Here is a 17,173-nt window from a genome sequence, read left to right as displayed (position 1 = left end):
AAGCAGGCCGTCAGCGGCTGCCGAAAAATTCGCTCAGCACCCGCGGTAATTCGGACTGGTTGACCGCCTTTTGCGGCTCATCTGATCGCAATGGTTTCACCGATGCGGTACCAGAAGCCAGCTCGTTCTCGCCCACAATGATAGCGAGGCTGGCGCCACTGCGGTCAGCTTTCTTCATTTGACTCTTGAAGCTTCCACCACCGCAGTGCATCACAACTATTTTACCCGAAAGGTCGGCGCGAATGGCCTCACTCAGCGCCATGGCAGCGGCAAGCGCACCATCCCCCATCGCCATTACATAAACATCGGCATCGTTGGTGACGTAATCCGGAACCAGTCCGAGAGTCTCCAGCAGCAGCACTACTCTTTCAATGCCCATGGCAAAGCCAACCGCTGGGGTGGGTTTACCACCCAATTGTTCTACCAGACCATCGTAACGACCCCCTGCACAGACGGTGCCCTGGGCACCAAGACTGTCCGTGATCCATTCAAATACGGTTTTGCCATAGTAATCAAGGCCTCGGACGAGGCGCGGGTTGACGGCGTAGACTACACCTGCCGCATCAAGCAAGGCCTTTAGGCGAGCAAAGTGGGCAATGGATTCCTCATCCAGAAACGCGTCCAGGACCGGGGCTCTCTCCAGAATGCGCTGGGTGTCAGGGTTCTTACTATCCAGAATGCGTAACGGGTTAGACTCCAGACGACGGAGGCTGTCCGAATCCAGCTCCGCCTTGAAGTCACTCAGGTAGTTAACGAGTGCTTCGCGGTAATTCCTGCGGGCCTGGGCGGTACCGATAGAGTTTATTTCCAGGCGGGTATGGGACTGCAAGCCAAGAGCAGACCACAAGCGTGCCGTCATGATCAGAAGCTCGGCGTCAATATCCGGACCACTCATGCCAAAACATTCCACACCAATTTGGTGGAACTGGCGGTAGCGACCCTTTTGCGGACGTTCGTGACGGAACATCGGTCCGGTGTACCACAGCCGCTGGGTCTGGTTAAACAGCAGACCGTGTTCTTCCCCTGCCCGCACACATCCCGCTGTACCTTCCGGACGAAGTGTCAAACTGTCGCCGTTGCGATCATCAAAGGTGTACATTTCCTTTTCAACAATATCAGTCACTTCACCAATGGAACGCTTGAACAGCTCAGTTTGCTCCACGATCGGCATACGGATTTCCTGGTAACCATAGGACCTCAGTACCTGACGAACGGTGTTTTCAAGAAACTGCCACAAAGGAGTCTGGTCGGGGAGGATATCGTTCATTCCCCGGATCGCCTGAATTTTTGCCAACGTTGAACCCTAACCTTACTAATAAATGCTGAATTTGGACGCTTATCAAACGTGCCCCGGGCCCCCTGCGGACCCGGTTAAGTCAGGCTTCCGAGCGCGCGATGATCTGGTCTTCCTGTTCTTTACGGCGGGCGAGTTCTTCACGAATAAGCCGCTCAAGGTCATCTGTCAGGGTTGCGTTGTCCAGCTTCTGGTTGGGGCGGCCGGCCAGGTAAAAGAGATTCTTCGGGCTTCCCCCGGTCAATCCGATATCCGCTTCTTTGGCCTCACCGGGACCGTTTACGATGCAACCAATAATGGCAACATCCAGCGGAGCGTGTACGTCCTCCAGCCTCGCCTCCAGATCATTCATAGTCTGGATAACGTCGAAATTCTGTCTGGAGCAGCTTGGGCAGGCGATAAAATTGATGCCACGACTGCGCAAACGCAGGCTTTTGAGGATGTCATAGCCGACTTTGATTTCCTGGACCGGGTCCGCCGCCAGGGACACCCGTATGGTGTCACCAATACCGTCCATCAGGAGCATGCCGAGACCAATAGACGATTTGACCGTGCCGGATCGAAACCCGCCAGCCTCGGTAATGCCAAGATGCAATGGCTGGTCAATCTGGGTAGCTATCTGACGATAGGCGGCGACCGTCATGAAGACTTCTGACGCTTTCAGGCTTACCTTGAAGTTCTGAAAATCGTGCCGGTCGAGAATATCAATGTGCCGCATGGCAGACTCAACCAGAGCCTCGGAGGTTGGTTCGCCATATTTTCGCTGCAGTTCCTTTTCCAGCGAACCGGCGTTCACACCGATCCGGATCGGAATATTCTTGTCACGGGCGGCAGAGATAACAGCGCTGACCCTGTCTTCACGACCGATATTGCCCGGATTGATACGGAGACAGTCAACACCAAGTTCGGCAACTTTCAGTGCAATCTTGTGGTCAAAGTGGATGTCCGCTACCAGTGGTACGTTGACCCGGGATCGAATTTTTCCAAACGCTTCTGCTGCATCCATGCTGGGCACCGAGACCCGGACAATATCCGCACCTGCCTGTTCGAGATCATTGATCTGCCCGACCGTGGCATCGACATCACAGGTATTGGTGTTGGTCATGCTCTGGACTGCAATCGGTGCATCGCCACCCACGGGCACGTTACCCACCATAATCTGGCGGGAAATGCGTCTTTTAATCGGAGATTCCTGCTTCATAACCTTTCAACCAGACCTCAAAGAGGCTCAATGGAAACTTTAAACATCAAGGGTAAATTCTACCCGGTTGTTAACCGCCCGGTAAGAGGACAAGTCCACCGACTCCCCAGCAAACTCAAGTTGCTCAACGGCATCGGCCGCACCCAGCACTATCCGGAGTGGTGGTGTGCCCTCGACCGAAATGCGCTCACCCGCCCGACGTATTGCCGCGACCAGCGTCCGGCCGCGAGCGTCTGTAATCTGCACCCAGCAATCATCGGAGAAGCTCGCGGTAAAAAGATTCTGGGCCACAACCTCCATATCACTGTTTTGACTCTCACTTGCCGGCTGAGCCCTTTTATCAACTTCAGCGCCAGTCTCAGTATCGCTAACTCCTGTTACATCATCGCTACCGGGAGACTCGCTTGCAGCCATATCCCCTGCACCGTTGTCAGCTCCATCCCCGGTACCGTTGTCAGCTCCGCTCTCAGTAGAAAAATCCGCTCTTGGGGCATCAGCACCGGGAACAATGTCTGCCAGCTCACCGTCGCCATCGCTCCCCCGTTCCGGGCTGAGATCTTCAACTTCCTCCGACGGCTCTATGCGGATACCCTCTTCTGCCGGTGATGGTTGATCTTCAACGGCCGGCCCGGATTCGCCGGACGGCTCAGAAACCGCGCCGTCCTCCGACAGTGGAATAAAGCGATAGGCCAGAAGCCCCAGCACCACGATCGCCAGAATAAAAGCAATACCCTTTGCGATTCGCGCTTTCTGACGCTTGCGTCGTTCGATGTCCTGTAACGGATTGACGTCTTCTGCAGCCGCTTTCTCCCGACGCAGGGGCTCAAGCTCTTTGTCCAATAAGGCAACCATTTTGTCCGGGTTAAGACCCACCAGGCCAGCGTAAGTTCGCACATACCCCTTGAGAAACAATTCGCTGCCGATCTGACGGTAGTCACCCTCTTCAATTGCCTGGATAATTGACGGGCGAAGATGCTGATTTTCTGCGACCTGCGCCAACGTCAGTCCGGCGGATTCCCGGGCCTGGCGCAATTGCTTCCCTGTATTACCCTGATCGACAGATGGAGAGGTCTCTTCACTGGTCATTGGAAATCAGCGCCTTATATTGTTGATATTGGTCTGACTCTGGGTATTGATTCTTAAGCACCAGGGCCAGACTCGCTTCCCGATCCCATTCGTTGAAAAACCTTGCGATCTGTATGCCCGTTAGCAGGCTTTCCGGAGAGTGTTGCATCTGACGGTTGCGCTGCATGGCCGTCATCAAACGGCTGTAGTAACGCGAAGCCTCGGTGTAAGCGTCGGTTTGAACCAGGCTTGTTGACAGTGCCAGCAGCGCACTCGGTTCTCCACGACTAAGCTCCACGGAACGCTGGAATGCATCAATCGCGTTTCCCGTTTCACCGAGCCGTTGGTAGATCCTGCCCAAATTGAAAAAAACCGAACCCCGATCTTCATACCCCGTGTCCGCTGAAGCTTTAAGAAATTGCTCCTTTGCACCCTCAAATTCTTTTTGGTCGTATAAAAAGGCGCCATAGTAAACGCGACCTCGAGTGTAACTGCCATCATTACCAACGGCCTTACTGAACGACTCCCTGGCCAATTGGGAGTCGCCTTCTCTCTGGTAAATCAGCCCCATTGCCGCCAGGGCGCTGGGACTATCCGGCTTTATCTCCAGAGCACGCTCAAGGTGATTTCTCGCGCGATCGAAATTACCCTGACCAATATAAGCCGTTGCCAGTTGCACATAATTTCTGACGGCTTTGTCCTCGTCAGCCTCCCGGGCAAAACGGCTATCTGAGGAGGTCACACAACCTGACAGTAAAACAACCACTCCCAGGCAGATAAGAACGTTCCTAAGTCTGGACTTCTTGCTATGGGTCACTGGTTTTTCCTGTCGGTTATTTCCAGCCATCAGGGAGTCATCTGATGAACGGGAATGTACCGCTGGCTTCTGCGGGTACGATCTTCAAACTGCCCAACCAGTTGGCCGCAAGCAGCGTCAATGTCATCCCCTCGGGTGGTGCGAATCGTCGAGATATAACCCGCCTCGTTAAGTACGCTCTGGAACCGGCGGGTTGCTGATAACTTCGGCCTCCGAAAATCACTTTCCGGGAACGGATTAAATGGTATCAGATTGATTTTGCAGGGCAAACCGCGCAATAACTCCGCCAACTCCGCTGCAAGCTCCGGGCTATCGTTCATCCCCTCGATAACGGTGTACTCAATGGTTACCTTGCGTTTGTCAGGCAAGCGCGCAAGGTAGCGCCGGGTAGCTGCCAGAAGCTCGGCGATAGGATACTTTTTATTCAAGGGAACCAACTGGCTCCGCAATTCATCATTGGGCGCGTGTAGCGAAATAGCCAATGAGACATCAGTAACTTCGCCCAGCCGGTCCAGGGCAGGAACAACACCAGACGTACTGATGGTAACCCGGCGCTTGGAGATGCCGTAAGCCAGGTCTTCCATCATCAGGTTCATGGCATCAACCACGTTCTCGAAGTTGAGCAGTGGTTCACCCATCCCCATCATAACCACGTTCGTAATGGGACGATCGGGACCTGGCGCAAACGGCATGAAAGCTTTGCGTGCGACCCACACCTGACCAATAATTTCTGCGGACGTAAGATTGCGGTTGAAGCCTCGCTTGCCAGTGGAGCAGAACGTACAATCCAGGCTGCAACCGATCTGTGAGGACACGCAGAGCGTTCCGCGCTGGCCATCAGGAATCAGCACGGTCTCGATACTGTTGCCGCTGTCCATCTCCATCACCCACTTCCGGGTGCCGTCCTTTGATGTTTCGTCAAAGATCACCTCAGGACCCCGGACTTCTGCAACCTCTTTCAGTTTTTCCCGCAACACCTTGCTCATGTTGGTCATCTGATCAAAGTCGTCAACACCCCACTGATGAATCCACTGCAGTACCTGGGTGGCCCGAAAACGTTTTTCTCCCAACGTCTCGAAGAACGCTTCGAGTTTGGGCTTGGGCAGCCCCAGGAGATTGATCTTTTCAACGGGCGACGTCATGACAGAACCTCAGTAAGCACCTGGATGCTTATAAACACAGGAAACCCGGAGGCCTTCAGGCGCCCGGGCTTGATCAACAACTGAATCAGCCGCGCGGGCAGATCTCGTTGTCGTTAAAGAAATATGCAATCTCACGCTCGGCAGAAGCTGCGGAGTCCGAGCCGTGCACGGCATTGGCATCAATAGAGGACGCAAAATCGGCACGGATGGTGCCTGCTGCCGCTTCCTTCGGATTGGTCGCGCCCATCAGGTCACGGTTTTTCAGGATCGCACCTTCACCTTCAAGAGCCTGCACCACAACCGGGCCGGACGTCATGAACGCAACGAGATCAGCAAAAAACGGACGCTCCTTGTGCTCTGCGTAAAAGCCTTCAGCCTGGTCCTGGGTAAGGTGCATCATCTTTGATGCGACGATGCTCAGACCGGCTTTTTCAAAACGGCTATAAATTTCCCCAATGACGTTTTTGGCAACGGCGTCAGGCTTGATGATCGAGAGCGTTCGCTCGTTTGACATGGTTAATCTCCAGTTTATGGTCAGGGAAAAATTCAGGCTTGCGATTATACGCAGTCGGGAGGCAACTTCCTACCGGGGCCGATTGGAACGCTGATCATCAGGCAACGGTTCGGCGCACAGCCCGTAAACGCGGAACGACGTCCATCAGCTGCTGCGCTGCGAAATCAACTTCTTCTTCGGTGGAGAACCGCCCCATAGAAAAACGTAATGAACTATGCGCCCCAACATCGGAAAGCCCGATCCCCTTCAATACATAGGACGGGTCCAGTGTAGCGGATGCGCAAGCCGAGCCTGACGATACCGCCAGCTCTCTCAGGCCGAGCATCAAGGATTCCGCCTCAACACCATCAAAGCGAAGATTGATGATCCCCGGGACCCGGTGTTCGCGGCTTCCGTTGAAAGCCACTCCTGGCAGGCTATCCATTTGCGTCATAAAACGGTCGCGCAACGTCTCAAGGCGTTCATGCTCCTCCTTCAGTTGCAGTTTCGCCAGCTCGAAAGCCTGCCCCATTCCCACCAACTGATGGGTGGGCAAGGTACCGGACCTCATGCCCCGCTCATGACCACCGCCATGAATCTGAGCCTCTAGCCTGACCTCTGGACTCCGACGGACATACAGAGCACCAACTCCCTTTGGCCCATACACTTTATGGCCGGACAGCGACATCAAATCCATTGGCGTCGTCGAGACATCTATGGGCATTTTGCCTGCCGCCTGGGCAGCGTCAACGTGAAACGTAACGCCCTTTTCGCGCAAAAGCGCTCCGATAGCCGGGATATCGTTGATGGTTCCCAGCTCATTATTGACCAGCATCAGGCTGACCAGCACCGTATCAGCTGTAAGTGCCTCAGCCACCTGCCTCGCCGATATCCGGCCAGTCGGGTCCGGCTTGAGCCAGGTAACTCGGCAACCTTGGGATTCAAGCCAGACACAGGTGTCGATAACCGCTTTATGCTCAATGGCGGAGGTAATGATATGCGAGTTCGCACGCCCGGCCACCACGCCTTTTATCGCAAGGTTATCGGACTCGGTCGCGCCTGAGGTCCAGACAATTTCACGGGAATCACTGTTTATAAGACCGGCCACCTGTCGCCGAGCAGCCTCCACAGCGGCCTCTGCCTGCCAACCAAAGCCGTGGGAGCGGGAGGCCGGGTTGCCGAAAACACCCCCTATTGTCAGGTGCTTCATCATTGTCTCAGCAACCGCCGGGTCTACTGGTGTCGTCGCGGCGTAGTCGAGATATACAGGTGTTTTCATAGCATCACGAAAGGTCAAAGGTCAGACCGGCGCCTGGCTGGAGAGGCGCTCGGTATTGATGTTTTGGGAGCGGGCATTTCCATGCTGTCGGTTCTGGCGATCCGCGACAATCTGAATCTCTCGTTTCTTGATCAGGTCCGCCAGGCTAATATCACTCAGGAACTGGTGAATCTGATCACTGAGATCGGACCAGAGATGGTGTGTCAGGCACTTCTCTCCGTTCTGGCAATCGCCCTGATTCTTACACCGGGTTGCATCCAGCGACTCATGCACCGCATCTACAACCTCGGCTATGAACAGTTGATCATTGCTGCGGGCCAGGCAATAGCCCCCACCTGGACCTCGCACGCTGACCACCAGTTGTTCTCGGCGCAGCTTGGCAAAAAGCTGCTCAAGATAGGACAGCGAAATGCCTTGTCTGCTGGAGATATCCGCCAGACTTACCGGCCCTTCATCAGAATGAAGCGCCAGGTCCAGCATCGCAGTGACTGCATACCTGCCTTTGGTGGTCAATCGCATAACACAAGACCTCGACGTTGCGAGAATTCAGAAAACTCAAAAATTAAGTATGAATTGACCAAGTAATTCAGTCAAGTATTCAGCCTGGCTCGACATCGCCCGAAGGCGGTTCAGAATGTCTCGATCCGGCCGCACTACCCACCTCACTACCTACTGATTTCTGAATCGCTGAAAGAACACCCCGAAGAATGTTGATTTCCATCTGATCCGGCTGCGCCCGTTGAAGTAAGCGTCGTAATCTTGCCATCAATTGCCGGGGATTATCCCGGCGGTGAAACTCGATCTCCACTAACACTTTTTCAAGATGCTCAAACAGTCCCTCGACCTCTCGGACCGGCGCCAGCGGCGAGTCCCATCCCGGATCACCGGGTGTCACCATAGGGGTCAGCTGAGCACTACCCTCGCCGTCTTCCAGGCTGCGAAGATAATGCATCCGGAGTTCATAAGTCACTACCTGGACCGCCATCGCCAGATTAAGAGAGCTGTAATCCTGATTGGAGGGAATGTGAATATGAAAATGGCAACGTTGCAGTTCATCATTGCTCAGACCGTGGTTTTCCCTTCCGAAAACCAGCGCTACCGGCCCCTGAGGCGCGTGTTCAAATGCTTTGTACGCAGCATCAGGCGGTGGAATGACCGGCCAGGGTACCTTTCTGCCCCGGGCACTGGTTCCCATCACCATGACGCAATCATCAATTGCCTCGCCCAGAGTACCCACCACCTGTGCCTTGTCCAGCACATCGGAGGCTCCCGCCGAGCGAGCGTAGGAGGTTTCATCAGGAAATGAGGCCGGGTTTACCAACCAGAGATTGGAAAACCCCATGTTTTTCATAGCTCTGGCCACAGCGCCAATATTGCCGGAATGGGATGTCTCTACCAGCACCACACGGATGTTGTCCCAGGAGGGCGTGTTTTCTGTTATCGGCGTTGCCGCTTTTTTCATAACCGGGTTTCTCTGATGTTCAAAAACAGGACGCGACATAATAGCAGAACAGGAAACCGCGTCCGAGCACCCCACGCCGATAAAGCCAGTTATCCCGATCAAATAGGCAAGTCAGGGACATTGCGCATCCAAAAAACATATAAGCGAAAACGTCATTTTGATATGATACGCGACCTTTTCTCAGCCAGGTGACGAATAGTCCGATGCAACCAGCAATCAAAATGGCTCTGCGCGTTGCGCGCCAGGGTTCAGACTTTCTGAAAGCCCACTTCGAACGCCAGGAGCTGTCTGAGCGAGACCAGACTGAACTGCAAAGCCAGCTCGACCGGGTGGAACATTCGCTTTACGAAAATTTTTCCGAGCAGCTTCAGAAGGCTTACAAGGATCACGCCATTGCGGCCAGCGGAGAATCCGACGCTGGCGAGCACACCAGGAGCTGGCACATTTTCCCGCTCCTGGGCCGTGAGAATTTTTTGCGCGGCATTCCTGATTTCGCGCTGGCACTGATGCAAAAGAAGGATAACCGTGCGGAAAACCTGCTGTTGGTCAATCCCGTCACGGGCGAAGAATACTCTGCCAGCCGAGGCCACGGTGCCGGGCTTAACAGCCGGCGTGTCCGGACCGGAACCGTCAAGCATGTGGAAGAGGCCGCAATCGTGACCAACCTACTTGACCAGGCTCGCGGCGCAGATGATCCGCTGCTCTGGGGCGAGCTGGCCGCGACATTGGCGCAGCAGTCCAGCCTGATCAGAACCACCGGCTGTGTTGCTCTCGATATGGCACGGGTGGCAGCTGGCCATCTGGATGCCGCCATTATCTTCCGCCCCCAGGCCGCCGACCTGTCCATCGGCCTTATCATTGCCAACGAAAGCGGCTCGCTCACCGGCGATTTCTCGGGTAACCCGTCAACAGATCAGGCGCGTCAGGTTGTCGTCGCCAATCCGAAACTGTTTAAAGACATCCTCAAGGTACTGCAGCCCTTCCGGGGCCGCCTGCCTCGTTGATCCGGTATCGACCACCCAGATGTGCCGCCTGACACATAATCGGCGGGCACAAAAAAGCCGCGTAGACACCATGTTGCGCGGCTTTTTTTTACCCTGTACAGACTACATCCTGTTTAACCACTCAGGTGGCTGCTCTTCCTCTTCTTCCTGCCCGGCCAGACCTTCCTTTGGAGGCACAAGCATGTCTTCTCGTGTGACCCCTAATACGATAAGCAGGCTCGCTGAAACATAAATGGATGAGTAGGTACCGACCACCACACCAATAATCAATGCTATGGCAAAGTTATTGATGGCCTCGCCACCGAAGAAATACAAAGCCAGCAGCACAGCCAACGTGGTCCCGGAAGTATTCAATGTCCGACTGATGGTCTGGTGGATCGATTCATTGATAATGTGCTCGGAATCCCCTACCCGCATTTTACGGAAGTTTTCCCGGATACGGTCCGCCACTACGATAGTGTCGTTGAGTGAATAGCCGATGACGGCCAGTAGCGCAGCCAGTACACTCAGATCAAAGGTCCACTGGAACAGCGAAAAAATGCCGAGGATAATGATGACGTCATGGGCAAGCGGCACAACCGAAGCAATGCCGAACTTGAATTGAAAGCGCATGCCCACGTAGATCAGCACTACAGCAAGGGCCAGCAACAGACCAAGACCGCTGTCCTCCTTGAGCTCCTCACCAACCTGGGACCCGACGAAAGCCGAGCTGACCAGGTCAAGTTCATCACCGGACGCCCGCAGAGCATCGGTCACACGACCGGCAAGCTCATCGTCGAACGCCTCTGAAAGCCTCACCAGTACTGACGTTTCATTACCGAAATTCTGGACCACAAAATTTTCATAGCCGGCTTCGGAAAGCGTAGAACGGATCTCGTCAAGCTCAGGGGGTTTATCGTACTGCAGCTCAACCGACGCTCCACCGGTGAAATCAAGCCCCTGGTTTAGACCGTTAACAGCAATACTGATAAACGAGGCTACGACGAGAATAATCGAAAATACCGCTGCGGATTTTCGAATCCCCATGAAATCAATAGGTTTCTTCTCGACTTCAGACATTGGACAGCTTCCCGCCGATAGACAGATTGTCGACCTTACGTCCACCGTAGGTCAGGTTGATCAAGCCGCGGCTGACCAGCAGAGCACAGAACATGGACGTCAAGATGCCGATACATAAGGTGATCGCGAAGCCCTTAACCGGGCCGGACCCCATAGCAAACAGGATGACAGCGACCAGCAACGTGGTGATGTTTGCATCCACAATAGAGACAAACGCTCGGGAATAACCCGCACTGATCGCCGACTGTGGTGGCATGCCCGCCTTGAGCTCTTCTTTTATACGCTCAAAGATCAGAACGTTCGCATCCACCGCCATACCCACCGTCAATACGATGCCGGCAATGCCCGGCAGCGTCAGGGTGGCTGACAGAATCGACATGCAGGCCAGTAACAACATCAGGTTGATGGTCAACGCCACGTTAGCGACCAATCCAAAACCCCGGTAGTAAATCAGCATGTAAACCAACACCAGGATGAACCCGAGGGAAACCGACATGAAACCCGCGTCAATGTTCTGCTGTCCAAGGCTCGGACCAATCGTCCGCTCTTCCACAAAATACATCGGAGCGGCCAGAGAACCGGCTCTTAACAGCAGCGCGAGCTCAGAGGCTTCATTGATCGAATCCAGCCCGGTTATTCGGAAACTGGCGCCCAGGGCCGACTGAATAGTCGCCAGGCTGATAATACTTTGCTCTTCAATCCGGTTTTCGACAACGGTCGGCTCGCCATCGACCATCAGCTCTTCCGTTTCAGTACGGAACTCGATGAAGATGACGGCCATCCGCCGCTGGATCGCGTTTCGGGTTGCGCGGTTCATCATATCGCCGCCCGGGCCATCCATGGTGATGTTTACCTGCGGCTGACCATTCTCATCGAACGCCTGCTGAGCATTGGCTACGTTGTTGCCGGTAGCAATAACCTCACGCTCCAGCCTCGCGGTGCGGTTCGGCTCGTTGCGGAAAGGCAGAACTTCGGTTGCTCCGGAAGGCGCATCCTGGCGGGCTTCCAGACGAAACTCGAGGTTAGCGGTGGCACCAAGGATACGTTTTGCTTGAGCGGTATCCTGCACACCCGGGAGCTCCACAATAATTCGCTCACGCCCCTGGCGCTGAACCATTGGCTCCGCTACACCGAGCTCGTTGACCCGGTTACGGATGGTGGTCAGGTTTTGCTCAACCGCGTAATCTTCAATCTGGCGGATTTCCTGCTCCGACAACGTCAGAACGAGCTCGAACTCCTCTTCGCCGGGACTGCGTTGATCAAGCACAAATTCATTGTACTGATCCCGGACCTGGTTGAATGCCTCTGCACGTGCCGCCTCGTCCCGGAATGTCAGAACAATGCTGTTGTTATCGGCAACATCCCCGCCACGATAACGAATTCGCTCTTCCCGCAGTTCCCGCTTGATTTGACTGGAGTAAGCCTCAAGTCGCTGCTCAAGGGCGCTTTCCATATCCACTTCCAGCAGGAAGTGCACACCACCACGGAGATCCAGTCCGAGTTTCATCGGACCGGCGCCAACACTACGGAGCCAGTCCGGAGTGGACGGAGCCATATTCAGCGCGACCAGATACTCATCACCCAATACTGACTGAACGAGAGGCCTGGACTTGAGCTGGGCTTCAGCGCTTTGCAGTCGGATCAGGCCATTACGTTCGTTGATAGACGCCGCTTTGACCTCGAATCCGGCCTCCTCGATGCTCGAAACTGCGCGTTCCAACGTGCGCTCATCGACCGCGGTGCTGCTTCGGGCACCGGTTATCTGAACAGCAAAATCGTCCGGGTAAAGATTGGGCAGTGCATAAATGAAGCCAATCACTACAGCAATCAGAATGACCAGACTTTTCCAAAGTGGATATTTATTCAGCATGCGGTGCCTTTTTTGAGCAGCAATCCCGTTTGCGCGTATCAGGGCGCTTGAGAAAAATCGGTTAAATCAAAGATCAGATATCTTTCAGCGTGCCTTTCGGCAAAGCTGCGGACACTGCCACTTTCTGAACTTTGACTTCGACGTTCTCCGCAATTTCAACCAGAATGAAGTCGTCGGTCACCTTGGTGATTTTACCTGCGACACCGCCGGAGGTAACGATCTCATCACCCTTATCAAGACCGGACATCAAGGCCTTGTGTTCCTTGGCGCGCTTGGACTGTGGACGCCAGATCAACAGGTAGAAAATCAGGATGAAGCCCGCGAAGAATATAACCTGGCCGATTACACTCATGCCCTGGCCCGCGTCTTGCGCGAAAGCCAGCCCGGGTACCAGTGCCAGCAAGGTAATAAAGAGGGTCTGGATTGCTTTCATTTTTAGATCTCCGTTGATCTTGGTTTGGTCGGCGGCTCTGCCCTTGCGGTAAAGCCTTCCGAATTACTTACAACGACGGCACAGACTCACCGCGCTGGGCATAGAACGAGTTAATAAAGTCGCACAATGTACCTGCTTCAATGGCCCCACGCAATCCAGCCATCAGGTTCTGATAATACCTCAGGTTGTGAATGGTATTGAGCTGTGATCCAAGCATTTCTCCGCATTTATCCAGATGATGGAGATAACTCCGGGAAAAGTTCTGGCAGGTGTAGCAGTCACATTGATCATCAAGGGGTGCGGTGTCATGTCGATGACGGGCATTGCGGATTTTAACCACGCCCGTCCTGGTAAACAGATAGCCATTGCGAGCGTTTCGGGTGGGCATGACGCAATCAAACATATCGACACCACGGCGCACCGCCTCCACGATGTCCTCGGGCTTGCCAACCCCCATCAGATAGCGGGGCTTGTCGTCGGGCATTTTAGGTGGCAGTTCGTTGAGGATGTTCAACATGTCCGCCTTGGGCTCACCAACTGATAAGCCGCCAATGGCGAAGCCATCGAAGCCGATATCCACAAGGCCTTCGAGGGATCTGTCCCGCAACGATGGGTACATGCCGCCCTGGACGATTCCAAACAATGCGGCTGTATTGTTACCGTGGGCGTCCTTGCTGCGCCGGGCCCAGCGCAAGGACAGCTCCATTGATTCCCGGGCCTGAGTTTCGGTGGCCGGGTAAGGTGTACATTCATCGAAGATCATCGCAATGTCAGAGCCCAGGTCACGCTGTACCTGCATGGCGATTTCCGGCGACAGCTCCACCGGCGAGCCGTCGATCGGTGAACGAAAGGTAACGCCCGCCTCAGTGATTTTGCGCATTTCACCAAGACTGAAAACCTGGAACCCGCCCGAATCCGTCAGGATCGGCCCCTGCCACTGGGTGAAGTCATGAAGATCCCCATGGGCCTTGATCACCTCGGTACCCGGGCGCAGCATCAGATGAAAGGTGTTACCCAGGATGATTTGAGCGCCAATGCCTTCAATATCCCGGGGCAGCATGCCCTTGACAGTGCCGTAGGTGCCCACCGGCATAAAGGCCGGAGTTTCGACTTTGCCCCGAGGAAAGGACAGACGCCCACGCCGGGCCTTGCCGTCTTCCCCGAGCTTCTCGAACGACATCCGGCAATGGTTTTCACTAGCAGTCAAAGTGTGCCTCCTGACTCGGTATTCGCTTTGGCAGCCCCCAGGCTTGGGACCTGCCCTGTGATGAACATGGCATCGCCATAACTGAAGAACCGGTAGCGTTCGCGTATGGCCTCGTCATAGGCCGCCATCACATGATCCTGCCCGGCAAAAGCGCTAACCAGCATGATCAGGGTCGATTCCGGCAAATGGAAATTGGTCACCATGGCATCCACACACTGAAACCTGTAGCCGGGGAAAATAAAGATGTCGGTCTCACCGCGAAAGGGCGCCAGCTCGCCTTCTTTTGAGGCAGACTCCAGGGAACGGACCGAGGTCGTTCCCACTGCAATGACCCGCCCGCCCCGGGCTCTTGTGCGCTGGACCGCAGCCACGGTCTCACCGGGAACATGGGCGATCTCACTGTGCATGATATGGTCTTCAAGGCGATCAACCCGCACCGGCTGAAAGGTGCCGGCGCCCACATGAAGCGTTACGAACGCGCTTTCGATGCCCTTCTCTGCCAAGGCTGCCAGCAAGGGCTGGTCAAAGTGCAACCCGGCAGTAGGAGCCGCAACCGCACCGGACTCCCGGGCATAGACCGTCTGGTAGCGTTCACGGTCATTGGATTCATCAGGCCGGTCAACATAAGGGGGCAGCGGCATATGACCGATACGCTCAAGCAGATCGAGGACCGGTTCTCCTGACTCACTGACCAGCTCAAATAATGCGTCCTGCCGACCTTGCATCCGGAGTACCGACTGGTCTTCCAGAATGATCACCTGCCCGACTTTCGGAGATTTGGACGCCCGCACATGAGCAAGCAACCCGTGCTCGCCGGTCACCCGCTCGACCAGAATTTCAAGCTGACCTCCGGTTTCCTTGCGACCAAACAGACGAGCAGGTATGACACGGGTGTTGTTAAAAACCAGCAGGTCGCCGGGGACAAGAAAGGACGGAAGATCAAAAAACTGATGGTGTGCTGTCTTGCCACTCACGCCGTTTAACGCCAGTAACCGGGAGGCACTGCGCTGCGCCAGCGGGTATCGGGCAATCAGCTCGTCAGGTAAATCAAAGTGGAAGTCCGAGACGTTCATTGGAAATGATATTCGCTGAAACCGCAATGCGGCCAATACATGGTGCCGAGGGTCGGACTCGAACCGACACGCAGTTGCCTGCACGAGATTTTGAATCTCGCGTGTCTACCAGTTTCACCACCCCGGCATCGGAGAGTGGAGGCGATTATACTGAGGTTATCAGTGAAAGCAACCGCTTAAGCAATCCGGAACGGCAGATTACAACCTGTCGAACAGGGACAGTCTTGAAACCTGGGCAAATGACAGCTGAGCCGCCTCCAGAACAAAGCTTTGAAAGCTCAAACGACTGACCGCTTCGGCGTAATCCACGTCTCTGAGTTCCGAGCGGATTTGGTCGGTGTAAACCGAGGAATCCGCCAGAAACTCCCGAGTGGATTCAAGGGCGTTAAGACGCCCACCAATCTCGGTTTGGGTAACGAGAACTTTCTCAAGAGCGTTGTCCAGGTTGACAAGTGAGCTTGAAATCAGGTTTTCAAACGCCTGCTGACCACTGGCAACGGTGGCATTGGTTGCGCCGCCAAAAAGATCGAGATCATCGAAACGGGCGCCTTCCACTGTAATCTGTCCGCCCACAGTGCCGTTATCATCGGCCGCGAAATTCAGGTCACCGTTCAGCGAAGTGATTTCCAAGTCGCCATTACCGTTCAGCACTGCAGAAACGTTTTCAAGTTCTGGAGCATTACTGGCGTTAATGGCATCCCTGAGACCCGCCAAGGTGGTCAAGCCAGTAAAATCGACGGTATTGATCGTCACTATGTCATCGGCTTCCGGCGAAAATCCCGCTGTTGGCAATGTTGCCACAGCCGGCGTTTTACTCAGATTCTCAAGCCCATAAATCAGCTTTTCGATGCTGGTGAACATTGATTGCTTTTCAGAGGTCTGAATTTCAAAACGGTCACCGGCCTTGGCGTCTGTTATTTCAAACTGAATACCCGCTACACGAATACTCTCGCTGCTTTGATAAGCACCGGCTGCGATGGGGGTGTATCCCACATCGGTCGGGTCATCGGAGCGAAAGCGCAACTCATACTCCAGGCCACCCGCGCCATCATCATTGATATCGACCACCACGTCATCGGTGTTGCCCGCGTAGAAACCGTTAAAAATATCCTGATCCAACACCATGCCGGTACTGATACGCCCGCCAGAGTTGTTGGCGGAGCTGGCACTGGCAAAAAACGTTGGTTCGCCGGTGGCAATGCCGGTAAAGATCTCTTTGCCGGTGTCACTGATTGCCACTTTCACGCCGGTATCAATTTCCAGGGAACGCTGGCCCTCATCACCCTGATAGACCCAGCCACCCGAGATGTTCTGACCAAACGCAGGTGTATTACCTTTGAATCCGCTGAAGATGTATTCACCGGACGCATCACGGGAATTGCCCAGAGTGGCCAACTGATCCAGCCGCTGGCGCAGTTCCGAAGCGATAGAATTACGGTCGTCGGCGGACAGCGTGCCGTTCCCCGCCTGAACAGTCAGTTCCCTGACGCGCTCGATCAGATCGGTCACGTCTGACAGCGTGCTCTCTTCCTGCTCCAGCCGGTTTTCGGCCAAGTCGACATTGCGCTGGAACTGACCGATCTGGGCGGTCTCCTGATCCAGTTTAAGAATTCGCGCAGCCGCCACCGGATCATCCGAGGGGTTAATCACCCGCTTACCGGTTGAAATCTGTTGTTGCGTCTTCTGCAGGCCGGAGTTGAGGTCCTGGAGCCTGTTAATACCACCCTGGAAAACCTGCTGAGAAGAAATACGAACCATGATCAGTTACCTCAAC

At 54.7% G+C, this 17,173-nt stretch carries 16 protein-coding genes and 1 tRNA gene; 1 reads left to right on the top strand and 16 read right to left on the bottom strand.

Features of this window, described 5'->3' with window-relative positions; genetic code table 11:
* Positions 1-10: 10 nt before the first annotated feature.
* The 9 genes from hisS to trmJ form a co-directional block, all read right to left on the bottom strand.
* Entirely contained in the window at positions 11-1,294 is a 1,284-nt protein-coding gene (gene hisS, locus F6Y09_RS12230; protein ID WP_152207213.1) for a histidine--tRNA ligase, read from the bottom strand.
* A gap of 82 nt (positions 1,295-1,376) precedes the next feature.
* Positions 1,377-2,495 (bottom strand): flavodoxin-dependent (E)-4-hydroxy-3-methylbut-2-enyl-diphosphate synthase, encoded by a 1,119-nt coding sequence (gene ispG, locus F6Y09_RS12225; protein WP_152207212.1) that lies wholly within the window; start codon positions 2,493-2,495, stop codon positions 1,377-1,379.
* 39 nt (positions 2,496-2,534) lie between these two features.
* Positions 2,535-3,581: a RodZ domain-containing protein gene (locus F6Y09_RS12220; protein ID WP_152207211.1), complete on the bottom strand. Its 1,047-nt coding sequence runs from the start codon at positions 3,579-3,581 to the stop codon at positions 2,535-2,537.
* Positions 3,571-4,377 (bottom strand): type IV pilus biogenesis/stability protein PilW, encoded by an 807-nt coding sequence (pilW, locus tag F6Y09_RS12215; RefSeq protein ID WP_246180514.1) that lies wholly within the window; start codon positions 4,375-4,377, stop codon positions 3,571-3,573. The genes F6Y09_RS12220 and pilW overlap by 11 nt, the downstream gene beginning before the upstream one ends.
* 29 nt (positions 4,378-4,406) lie before the next feature.
* Positions 4,407-5,519 carry a dual-specificity RNA methyltransferase RlmN gene (gene rlmN / locus F6Y09_RS12210; RefSeq protein WP_152207209.1) on the bottom strand — a complete coding sequence of 371 codons (1,113 nt, stop codon included), beginning with the start codon at positions 5,517-5,519 and terminating at the stop codon, positions 4,407-4,409.
* An 85-nt stretch (positions 5,520-5,604) separates the two neighbouring features.
* Positions 5,605-6,033: a nucleoside-diphosphate kinase gene (gene ndk / locus F6Y09_RS12205; RefSeq protein WP_152207208.1), complete on the bottom strand. Its 429-nt coding sequence runs from the start codon at positions 6,031-6,033 to the stop codon at positions 5,605-5,607.
* Between the two features lie 97 nt (positions 6,034-6,130).
* On the bottom strand, positions 6,131-7,291 hold the full coding sequence (locus F6Y09_RS12200) for an IscS subfamily cysteine desulfurase (protein ID WP_152207207.1): 1,161 nt from the start codon (positions 7,289-7,291) through the stop codon (positions 6,131-6,133).
* A 21-nt stretch (positions 7,292-7,312) separates the two neighbouring features.
* Entirely contained in the window at positions 7,313-7,810 is a 498-nt protein-coding gene (gene iscR, locus F6Y09_RS12195; RefSeq protein ID WP_152207206.1) for a Fe-S cluster assembly transcriptional regulator IscR, read from the bottom strand.
* A 79-nt stretch (positions 7,811-7,889) separates the two neighbouring features.
* Positions 7,890-8,753 carry a tRNA (cytosine(32)/uridine(32)-2'-O)-methyltransferase TrmJ gene (gene trmJ, locus F6Y09_RS12190; protein ID WP_152207205.1) on the bottom strand — a complete coding sequence of 288 codons (864 nt, stop codon included), beginning with the start codon at positions 8,751-8,753 and terminating at the stop codon, positions 7,890-7,892.
* A gap of 203 nt (positions 8,754-8,956) precedes the next feature.
* Here trmJ and F6Y09_RS12185 point away from each other — a divergent pair, with 203 nt between their 5' ends.
* Complete coding sequence (locus F6Y09_RS12185; RefSeq protein WP_152207204.1) at positions 8,957-9,757, top strand: inositol monophosphatase family protein; 801 nt, start codon at positions 8,957-8,959, stop codon at positions 9,755-9,757.
* 102 nt (positions 9,758-9,859) lie between these two features.
* On the opposite strand, the gene secF is transcribed toward F6Y09_RS12185, so the two are convergent.
* The 7 genes from secF to flgL all read right to left on the bottom strand — a co-directional run bounded on the left by secF (position 9,860) and on the right by flgL (position 17,157).
* A complete protein-coding gene (gene secF / locus F6Y09_RS12180; RefSeq protein ID WP_152207203.1) occupies positions 9,860-10,816 on the bottom strand; it encodes a protein translocase subunit SecF in 957 nt (318 codons plus the stop codon).
* Complete coding sequence (gene secD, locus F6Y09_RS12175; RefSeq protein WP_152207202.1) at positions 10,809-12,686, bottom strand: protein translocase subunit SecD; 1,878 nt, start codon at positions 12,684-12,686, stop codon at positions 10,809-10,811. Before secD ends, secF begins: the two co-directional genes overlap by 8 nt.
* Positions 12,687-12,759: 73 nt before the next feature.
* Positions 12,760-13,119, bottom strand: a complete 360-nt coding sequence (gene yajC / locus F6Y09_RS12170) for a preprotein translocase subunit YajC (RefSeq protein ID WP_152207201.1) — start codon at positions 13,117-13,119, stop codon at positions 12,760-12,762.
* Between the two features lie 67 nt (positions 13,120-13,186).
* A complete protein-coding gene (gene tgt / locus F6Y09_RS12165) occupies positions 13,187-14,299 on the bottom strand; it encodes a tRNA guanosine(34) transglycosylase Tgt (RefSeq protein ID WP_152207441.1) in 1,113 nt (370 codons plus the stop codon).
* 23 nt (positions 14,300-14,322) lie between these two features.
* Complete coding sequence (gene queA / locus F6Y09_RS12160; RefSeq protein WP_152207200.1) at positions 14,323-15,399, bottom strand: tRNA preQ1(34) S-adenosylmethionine ribosyltransferase-isomerase QueA; 1,077 nt, start codon at positions 15,397-15,399, stop codon at positions 14,323-14,325.
* A 40-nt stretch (positions 15,400-15,439) separates the two neighbouring features.
* A tRNA-Leu gene (locus F6Y09_RS12155) sits at positions 15,440-15,526 on the bottom strand.
* A gap of 71 nt (positions 15,527-15,597) precedes the next feature.
* Positions 15,598-17,157 carry a flagellar hook-associated protein FlgL gene (flgL, locus tag F6Y09_RS12150; RefSeq protein ID WP_152207199.1) on the bottom strand — a complete coding sequence of 520 codons (1,560 nt, stop codon included), beginning with the start codon at positions 17,155-17,157 and terminating at the stop codon, positions 15,598-15,600.
* Positions 17,158-17,173 lie beyond the last annotated feature (16 nt).

The organism is Marinobacter changyiensis, from assembly GCF_009193265.1.
Classification (GTDB): Bacteria; Pseudomonadota; Gammaproteobacteria; order Pseudomonadales; family Oleiphilaceae; genus Marinobacter; species Marinobacter changyiensis.
The sequence above is the reverse complement of the archived record's forward strand: the minus strand, read 5'-3'. Positions and strand labels throughout refer to the sequence as shown.

Coding starts and splice junctions, on each gene's coding strand:
- ispG (WP_152207212.1), bottom strand. CDS start 2,495: ATGAAGCAGGAATCTCCGATTAAAAGACGCATTTCCCGCCAGATTATG.
- F6Y09_RS12220 (WP_152207211.1), bottom strand. CDS start 3,581: ATGACCAGTGAAGAGACCTCTCCATCTGTCGATCAGGGTAATACAGGG.
- rlmN (WP_152207209.1), bottom strand. CDS start 5,519: ATGACGTCGCCCGTTGAAAAGATCAATCTCCTGGGGCTGCCCAAGCCC.
- ndk (WP_152207208.1), bottom strand. CDS start 6,033: ATGTCAAACGAGCGAACGCTCTCGATCATCAAGCCTGACGCCGTTGCC.
- F6Y09_RS12200 (WP_152207207.1), bottom strand. CDS start 7,291: ATGAAAACACCTGTATATCTCGACTACGCCGCGACGACACCAGTAGAC.
- iscR (WP_152207206.1), bottom strand. CDS start 7,810: ATGCGATTGACCACCAAAGGCAGGTATGCAGTCACTGCGATGCTGGAC.
- trmJ (WP_152207205.1), bottom strand. CDS start 8,753: ATGAAAAAAGCGGCAACGCCGATAACAGAAAACACGCCCTCCTGGGAC.
- F6Y09_RS12185 (WP_152207204.1), top strand. CDS start 8,957: ATGCAACCAGCAATCAAAATGGCTCTGCGCGTTGCGCGCCAGGGTTCA.
- secF (WP_152207203.1), bottom strand. CDS start 10,816: ATGTCTGAAGTCGAGAAGAAACCTATTGATTTCATGGGGATTCGAAAA.
- secD (WP_152207202.1), bottom strand. CDS start 12,686: ATGCTGAATAAATATCCACTTTGGAAAAGTCTGGTCATTCTGATTGCT.
- yajC (WP_152207201.1), bottom strand. CDS start 13,119: ATGAAAGCAATCCAGACCCTCTTTATTACCTTGCTGGCACTGGTACCC.
- tgt (WP_152207441.1), bottom strand. CDS start 14,299: ATGTCGTTCGAGAAGCTCGGGGAAGACGGCAAGGCCCGGCGTGGGCGT.
- queA (WP_152207200.1), bottom strand. CDS start 15,399: ATGAACGTCTCGGACTTCCACTTTGATTTACCTGACGAGCTGATTGCC.
- flgL (WP_152207199.1), bottom strand. CDS start 17,157: ATGGTTCGTATTTCTTCTCAGCAGGTTTTCCAGGGTGGTATTAACAGG.